9 protein-coding genes are annotated in these 7,737 nt (G+C 35.3%); 6 read left to right on the top strand and 3 right to left on the bottom strand.

Annotation, left to right across the window (positions count from 1 at the left end; all coding sequences use genetic code 11):
- Positions 1–1,768: 1,768 nt before the first annotated feature.
- The 6 genes from AOE55_RS00045 to AOE55_RS00020 all read left to right on the top strand — a co-directional run bounded on the left by AOE55_RS00045 (position 1,769) and on the right by AOE55_RS00020 (position 5,397).
- A complete protein-coding gene (locus AOE55_RS00045; RefSeq protein ID WP_013034926.1) occupies positions 1,769–2,698 on the top strand; it encodes a 2-dehydropantoate 2-reductase in 930 nt (309 codons plus the stop codon).
- A gap of 139 nt (positions 2,699–2,837) precedes the next feature.
- A complete protein-coding gene (locus AOE55_RS00040) occupies positions 2,838–3,017 on the top strand; it encodes a hypothetical protein (protein WP_080611597.1) in 180 nt (59 codons plus the stop codon).
- A 7-nt stretch (positions 3,018–3,024) separates the two neighbouring features.
- Entirely contained in the window at positions 3,025–3,876 is an 852-nt protein-coding gene (locus AOE55_RS00035) for a replication initiator protein A (RefSeq protein WP_049821654.1), read from the top strand.
- Positions 3,877–4,015: 139 nt separating this feature from the next.
- Complete coding sequence (locus AOE55_RS00030; RefSeq protein WP_013034923.1) at positions 4,016–4,195, top strand: hypothetical protein; 180 nt, start codon at positions 4,016–4,018, stop codon at positions 4,193–4,195.
- A 7-nt stretch (positions 4,196–4,202) separates the two neighbouring features.
- Positions 4,203–5,054, top strand: coding sequence for a replication initiator protein A (locus tag AOE55_RS00025; RefSeq protein WP_049821654.1), 852 nt, complete (start codon positions 4,203–4,205; stop codon positions 5,052–5,054).
- Positions 5,055–5,193: 139 nt separating this feature from the next.
- The gene (locus AOE55_RS00020) at positions 5,194–5,397 is read left to right on the top strand and encodes a hypothetical protein (RefSeq protein WP_080611594.1); all 204 of its coding nucleotides are present in this window, start codon (positions 5,194–5,196) and stop codon (positions 5,395–5,397) included.
- Here the strand turns inward: AOE55_RS00020 and AOE55_RS00015 are convergent.
- The 3 genes from AOE55_RS00015 to panB form a co-directional block, all read right to left on the bottom strand.
- A complete protein-coding gene (locus tag AOE55_RS00015) occupies positions 5,332–5,790 on the bottom strand; it encodes an Hsp20 family protein (RefSeq protein ID WP_041855293.1) in 459 nt (152 codons plus the stop codon). The two genes, AOE55_RS00020 and AOE55_RS00015, sit on opposite strands and share 66 nt — an antisense overlap.
- A gap of 111 nt (positions 5,791–5,901) precedes the next feature.
- Positions 5,902–6,762, bottom strand: a complete 861-nt coding sequence (panC, locus tag AOE55_RS00010; RefSeq protein WP_013034929.1) for a pantoate--beta-alanine ligase — start codon at positions 6,760–6,762, stop codon at positions 5,902–5,904.
- Between the two features lies 1 nt (position 6,763).
- Entirely contained in the window at positions 6,764–7,621 is an 858-nt protein-coding gene (panB, locus tag AOE55_RS00005) for a 3-methyl-2-oxobutanoate hydroxymethyltransferase (protein ID WP_013034927.1), read from the bottom strand.
- Between the last annotated feature and the right edge of the window lie 116 nt (positions 7,622–7,737).

Below are 7,737 nucleotides of genomic sequence, written 5' to 3'. Positions count from 1 at the left end.
AATTTCCCTTACCTGTTAGACCATTTTTTTTTGAAAAAAAAAAATCAATTCCTTTTCATTTACTCTCCCTTTCTTTCGGGACTTCTTCCTTAGAAGACGGGAATTTTATTCGAACAAAAAGGAAGAGTCAAGGATTTTTTTCAAAAAATTGAAATTATCTCGTCCTCTGCGATTCCCTGTTTCGGAAGTCTAAAAGGGAGGTTGGCTTTTCAGGGGGCGATGTTTTTTTGGTCTTTGTTTCGTTTGAACAAACAATTCGAATCCTTTCGAACTGATCAAATTTTTTTTGAAATTTTTGTCTCTTTTTTTTGGAAAATTTTGATCAATTTTTCATTCGAACCAAAAAAGAAAAAAATTGAAATTGTTCGATCAAAAATTTCAAAATCTGAAAAATTTTTGAAAAAAATAACGATTCGTGTTTTAGAAATTTTCGAGCGATATTTAATTAATGGCTAATAACTTACCATAATCTTAAGCATCCAGTAGTAATAAGATTAATGAAATATGAAAGTGTAATCATACACTTCATACCTCTATTCATATTATCGGTTCTAGATAAGGAGACTGGTCAGTTGTAATTCCATGGTATGGACTAGTTTGAAGCGATGCTATTGATATCTCTTCCATTCTATTTACTCGGACTATTACGTACTATCGAGGAAGTCGGATGAATTCATTCCGGTTTAGAGTTTGAACAACATACCAAACCTGCTGAAATTAATTACATTACTTCTTTTATATTTTTAGATCAATTTCATACTTGGTAGGATATATTATCAAGAAATTAATTAATACTTAGTAAGTAGCTTTTAATTAATTTAATTTATGTATTTAATTCATGTTTTTTACTTTATTTAAGTAAGAAAATGAAATGATTTATTCTATTTTATTAAGAGAAAAGAATGATCGGAGAAAAATTCAAATTTTTTTCAAAAAATTCGTTTTAAAGAACTTTTTTAGGAGATTTTTCAAAAAATTTTTCAACTTTTTTTTGAAAAAAGATGGAAAAAAATTTTTTTCGAAAAAAATTCCAAATTTTTCTCAAAAAATCTTGTGAAAAATTTTTTCAAACGTGCTACTTCCGAAGCAATTTTTAGTCTTCAAGCCGAACATATTAGGTTATATATATACTAGATTGTTTTTTCCAGTTAAAAGATTTTTTTTTTTTGTTATCTAGTTAAAAGATTTTCAGGTTTAAAAAAGTGAGATGAAAGATATTTCGTACTGCAACTCCCGATTTCTAAATCCCGTGCTTTTATTCCTAAATCCCGATACCTCATTTTCTAAATCCCGAATCTAAAAAAAAAAAAAAATGAAAAAATTTTTTTAAAAGTTGTAATATATTGAAAAAAAAGGCCATTTTTAGAGCCTAAAAATAGAATTTTTTTCAAGATCAAAAATAGAGAATAAATGAAAAAAAAAGAAACTTTTTTCTCTTAAAAAACATCTAAAAAAATTTCTAAATCACGAACTTATCGGTTTTTTTTTAACAATTTTTTTACAAAAATTTCTCTCATAAAAAAGACAAACTTTTTTTCAAAAAAAAGCATAAATTTGAAAAAAAATATGAGCAACAAGGTATCAAAAAGGAAAATTAAAAAAATCATGTATGATGAAAAGAAAACGTTTATAAAAAGCAAAATAAGGCATTTTTTAAAGGTCAAAAAAATGGGAAAATTTGTCTTAAAAAGAATAAAATTCTCATGCTAAAAGGGAACAAAAAAGAGACAATGAATCTAAAAATTTTAGATTATTAAGACGCAAAAAAATGAAAGATTTAAGAAACGATCCGATAAAAATTACAGTTCTCGGATGTGGTTGTATCGGCAAACTATGGTTATCATCTCTAGCTTCTACAAAACATTTTGTTCAAGGTTGGACAAAAGAAAAAATCCATAAGACTCTCAAGTTCAAAATCAAATCCATTGATGGAAGAAAACATCATATTTCAGTGCCCATCAACAATCGAAGAAAACTAAGAGAAAGCCATCTTCTAATAGTTACTTTAAAAGCTTGGCAAGTCTCAAAAGAAATTTCAAAAGTTATCTGTGATCTAAACGATCATTGCATCCTTCTGTTGATTCATAATGGAATGGGTGTACTCGAAGAATTACCAAAGAAAATCAAACAACCTATCATTGAAGGAAATACTACTCACGCTTCTCATTATCAGAACGATTATGTAAAACATGTTGCATGGGGAGAAACTTGCATAGGTCCTGCTAATCGAAAGGCAAAAAAATTTCCCATGATTGCAAGCACATTGAATCAAATCTTCCCAAAAGTAATTTGGTGTAAAAATATCCGATTCTTTAATTGGAAAAAATTAGCTATAAATTGTTCAATTAATCCATTGAGTTCAATCTACCGATGCCAAAATGGAAAACTCTTAAAATTAGCAACTCATCAAATCAACCGTATCTGCCAAGAAGTATCATCTATAATGAAAAGAGAGGGTTTCTCAGAGATCGACGCTCGATCTCTATTTCGTTCAACGATCGATGTCATCGATTCCACTTCAAAAAATTTCTCCTCAATGTATCAAGATCTACTCAATCGAAAAAAATCTGAAATCGATTACATCAACGGCTATGTAATTAAAAGGGCAAAGCATTTTCAAATAAAAGTTCCGGAAAACGAACTGCTCTTTTCTCAGATCAAGAAATTAGAAAAGAAAAGTGAACAATCTTCCCGATAGAAGGAGGAAGGACAGGGAGATCAGGGCATCTTAGAAGCAACTTTTTAAATGGTCTTGATGTTTCCTACAGATCCGATGAGAAACCTCTCTTTAAAAGGACTTAAAGAGGCTCACAATCGATGAGTCAGAAAGAGTAGTGATGCTAGAAGGATACGAAAATCTCGGAACGTCTTCGGAAGGATTGGGAGGGAGGAGGAGGGTCGGACAGGGGGGATGGATGCGGGGAAGGGATTTTCTTCTTCGTCATCCATCCGATAAGAAATCAAAAGTTTCAAGATCAACTCTGATCGATCGAAATCTTCTTAGGTTCAACAGGTAATTCATCAATGTCATCAATCATGAACTTTCGTGATGAAATCTTCACCATGGAACATCCTATCTTCTCTTTGAGAGGAGGAGATAAAAAGATGAGAAAGTACATCAATTTCCGGAACAAATCGACGATCGAAATAGTTCCTAGTAGATGGGGATCCGCAACCATATTCGATAAAGATATGTGGATATACATCACGTCCAAACTGGTCAGAGATCTGGATGAAAACAAGAAGATCCGACGGACGATCAGTTTCGTTCCTCACGATTTCTTCCGATCGACTAATCGAGACAGCGGGGGCCGTTCCTATGTAGAACTGAAAAGAACTTTAAGCCGACTATCTGGAACTCGGATAGAAATATGTCAAATCGGGACGAACGGAAAAATGAACATCGTCGAATTTGGATTGATCGATCAATGGAAAATCATTTCAAAGATGGATCGAAAAAAGGGAAATTTCCACTCTTCCAAAACCATCTCGATCACCATTCCGGAATGGTTATATGAAAGGATCATACAACATCGTGTGTTGCAAATTAACAAACGATATTTCTCGATTCGAAAAGCAATGGAAAGAAGGTTGTACGAAATTGCCAGAAAGCACTGTGGTCTCCAAAAAAAATTCACAATTTCGTTGAAGAGATTGCATGAAAAGATCGGAAGTCATTCTTGCTTGAACGCGTTCAAACATAAGATCTACTCATCTTCCATACAACAAAAAGAAGAGAGAACATTACCGGACTACGTGATCTCGATAGAAAAATCGACCAATCAAGTGACCTTCAGAAGAGAGGGGGCGAAAAACGAACTGCTCTTTTCTCAGATCAAGAAATTAGAAAAGAAAAGTGAACAATCTTCCCGATAGAAGGAGGAAGGACAGGGAGATCAGGGCATCTTAGAAGCAACTTTTTAAATGGTCTTGATGTTTCCTACAGATCCGATGAGAAACCTCTCTTTAAAAGGACTTAAAGAGGCTCACAATCGATGAGTCAGAAAGAGTAGTGATGCTAGAAGGATACGAAAATCTCGGAACGTCTTCGGAAGGATTGGGAGGGAGGAGGAGGGTCGGACAGGGGGGATGGATGCAGGGAAGGGATTTTCTTCTTCGTCATCCATCCGATAAGAAATCAAAAGTTTCAAGATCAACTCTGATCGATCGAAATCTTCTTAGGTTCAACAGGTAATTCATCAATGTCATCAATCATGAACTTTCGTGATGAAATCTTCACCATGGAACATCCTATCTTCTCTTTGAGAGGAGGAGATAAAAAGATGAGAAAGTACATCAATTTCCGGAACAAATCGACGATCGAAATAGTTCCTAGTAGATGGGGATCCGCAACCATATTCGATAAAGATATGTGGATATACATCACGTCCAAACTGGTCAGAGATCTGGATGAAAACAAGAAGATCCGACGGACGATCAGTTTCGTTCCTCACGATTTCTTCCGATCGACTAATCGAGACAGCGGGGGCCGTTCCTATGTAGAACTGAAAAGAACTTTAAGCCGACTATCTGGAACTCGGATAGAAATATGTCAAATCGGGACGAACGGAAAAATGAACATCGTCGAATTTGGATTGATCGATCAATGGAAAATCATTTCAAAGATGGATCGAAAAAAGGGAAATTTCCACTCTTCCAAAACCATCTCGATCACCATTCCGGAATGGTTATATGAAAGGATCATACAACATCGTGTGTTGCAAATTAACAAACGATATTTCTCGATTCGAAAAGCAATGGAAAGAAGGTTGTACGAAATTGCCAGAAAGCACTGTGGTCTCCAAAAAAAATTCACAATTTCGTTGAAGAGATTGCATGAAAAGATCGGAAGTCATTCTTGCTTGAACGCGTTCAAACATAAGATCTACTCATCTTCCATACAACAAAAAGAAGAGAGAACATTACCGGACTACGTGATCTCGATAGAAAAATCGACCAATCAAGTGACCTTCAGAAGAGAGGGGGCGAAAAACGAACTGCTCTTTTCTCAGATCAAGAAATTAGAAAAGAAAAGTGAACAATCTTCCCGATAGAAGGAGGAAGGACAGGGAGATCAGGGCATCTTAGAAGCAACTTTTTAAATGGTCTTGATGTTTCCTACAGATCCGATGAGAAACCTCTCTTTAAAAGGACTTAAAGAGGCTCACAATCGATGAGTCAGAAAGAGTAGTGATGCTAGAAGGATACGAAAATCTCGGAACGTCTTCGGAAGGATTGGGAGGGAGGAGGAGGGTCGGACAGGGGGGATGGATGCGGGGAAGGGATTTTCTTCTTCGTCATCCATCCGATAAGAAATCAAAAGTTTCAAGATCAACTCTGATCGATCGAAATCTTCTTAGGTTTTTCTTTTTCTGGAATCTCGTAACTGAAATCTAACTTCAGAAGTCCATCTTTCAAAACAGACTGATTGATTTGAACCTTGTGATCTAAATCAAAACTAATGGAAAAATTTTTCCTTTCGATACCTCTATGCAACCATTTGAATGAATGTTTCTTCTCTTCTTCCGAAGAGGTTGAAGAAATGACAGTTCCTTTGATCATCAACTTATCTTGCAGTAGAGAGATATCCAATTCCTCCTTTCGGTAACCTGGAACCGAAACGATAAGTTCAAATCTATCCTTACCTTTCTGTTTCAGGTCGTAAGAAGGGAATTCGGAAAGAGGTTTCGCTCCAGTAATACGACTGAATAGTTTATCCATCTGAGTGAAACGATCTGATAAGAGATCTTCTCCCAAAATGGGCATCAGCGAAAAAGGACGATATACCATATCTTTTTTCCTCACGGTTTATACGAACAAAAAGATTGACTTTTCAAATAAAAGTCCAAAAGTTCGAAAAATTAAAGACAAAACTCATTCTACGAAAAAATAAAAAATTGTTCAAGTATGAGAGTTCATTGAAACACATTTATTATCAATCAAACGCACAGATCCTAACCAAACAGAAGCTAAAAAAATTACCTTTCGACTATCCGAAGAAATAGGAAGCAAGGAGAGAGAATCTCGAACTAAAAAAGATTCTACGACGAAACCAAATCTGGAAATTCTTCTCTGGAAATGACGTGATAAATCTTTTTCTGAAAGGAGGTTCTTAGAAGTGAATTGTTCAACAACTTCGTTCAAAGTGGAATTTAAACGAAAGGCAACTAAACGTTCTTCCTTAGAAAGAAGAGAATTCCGAGAACTATACGCCAAACCTTCCTTATCTCGGACAATTGGAAAGCCTACTACTTTCAAAGGATAATCCAAATCAATTACCAATTTACGAACCATTAATAACTGTTGATAATCTTTTTCCCCGAGATACAAATAAGAAGGTCTGATGATATTGAAAAACTTAACGAGAATCGTTCCTACTCCTGAAAAATGACCAGGACGAAAGAATCCTTCTAATTCTTCTGAAATTGGATGGTTCACAAGAGTAATCCTGGAAGTTCCGTTTGGATACATTTGAGATTCTTCCGGAAAAAAAACTAAGTCAACAACACCTAAGGCATCTAGAAGTCTTAAATCAGAATCAATCGTTCTAGGGTAAGAGATGTAATCTTCTTCTCTCTCGAATTGAATCGGATTAACGAAGATACTTACAACTAAAAAATCGCTTGATCTTCGCTTTTTAGCAAAAGAAATCATCCTCAAATGCCCTTCGTGTAAGTTCCCCATTGTTGGGACAAAAATGATGGGACAACTAACAGAATTAAGCTTTTTACGACACGAAATGATCGATTTTTCCAAAAACATATCAAAAATTTCCTTTGAAATCACGAACCTTTCCAGACCCTATTCGAAAACAGTGATCCGACCTTGGAAAATCACCTGAACGAACAGATTCCTTGAAGAGACTAATTGCTTTCCGAAAATCACCCCCAGATTCACTTAGAAAATTTCTAACAAACCTAGGACGAACAGAAAGTCCAGTATCAATTCCAAAAATATCATGCATCACAAGTATCTGACCATCCGTGGAAGGACCAGCACCAATTCCGATAGTTGGTATGGACAGAGATTGAGAAATTTCATAAGTGAGTTCGTTCGGAATACATTCTAAAACCAAGATTTGTATACCAGAAGATTCCAAACTTTTCGCATCCGATAAAATTCTTCGATAACTGGAAGAATCCATCCCTTGAACTCTATGACTCCCGATAATGTTGATAGATTGAGGTGTCAGTCCGACATGTCCACAAACTGAAACAGATCTTTCGGAAAGTCTCTCAACTGTAGGACACAACCAACTTCCTCCTTCCAACTTCACCATATTAGCTCCTGCTCGAATTAAAACGGAGGCATTTCTACAAGCTTGGTCCAAATTGAAAAAACTCATGAAAGGAAGATCGGAAATCAACCAAGCCATTGGAGCTCCTCTACGAACCATTTTCGTATGATACGCAATCTCCTTTGTCGTAACGGAAACCGTAGAACTTTTTCCTTGAACTGTCATTCCTAAAGAATCTCCAATCAACATCACTTCAATTCCTTCCTTCCAAAACATCCTTGAAAAAGCTGCGTCATACGCAGTTAAAGCAGCAAACTTTGAAGAGTTCTTCTTCCAAATTCTTATATCTTCAATAGTTGTATTTAACTTAGGATTCTTCTTCATGACCTCAAATTTCCCTTACCTGTTAGACCATTTTTTTTTGAAAAAAAAAAATCAATTCCTTTTCATTTACTCTCCCTTTCTTTCGGGACTTCTTCCTTAGAAGACGGGAATTNNNA

The sequence above is a fragment of the Candidatus Riesia pediculicola genome, from assembly GCF_002073915.1.
In the GTDB taxonomy this organism is placed as follows: domain Bacteria; phylum Pseudomonadota; class Gammaproteobacteria; order Enterobacterales; family Enterobacteriaceae; genus Riesia; species Riesia pediculicola.
This window is presented reverse-complemented; position numbering and strand designations above follow the sequence as displayed.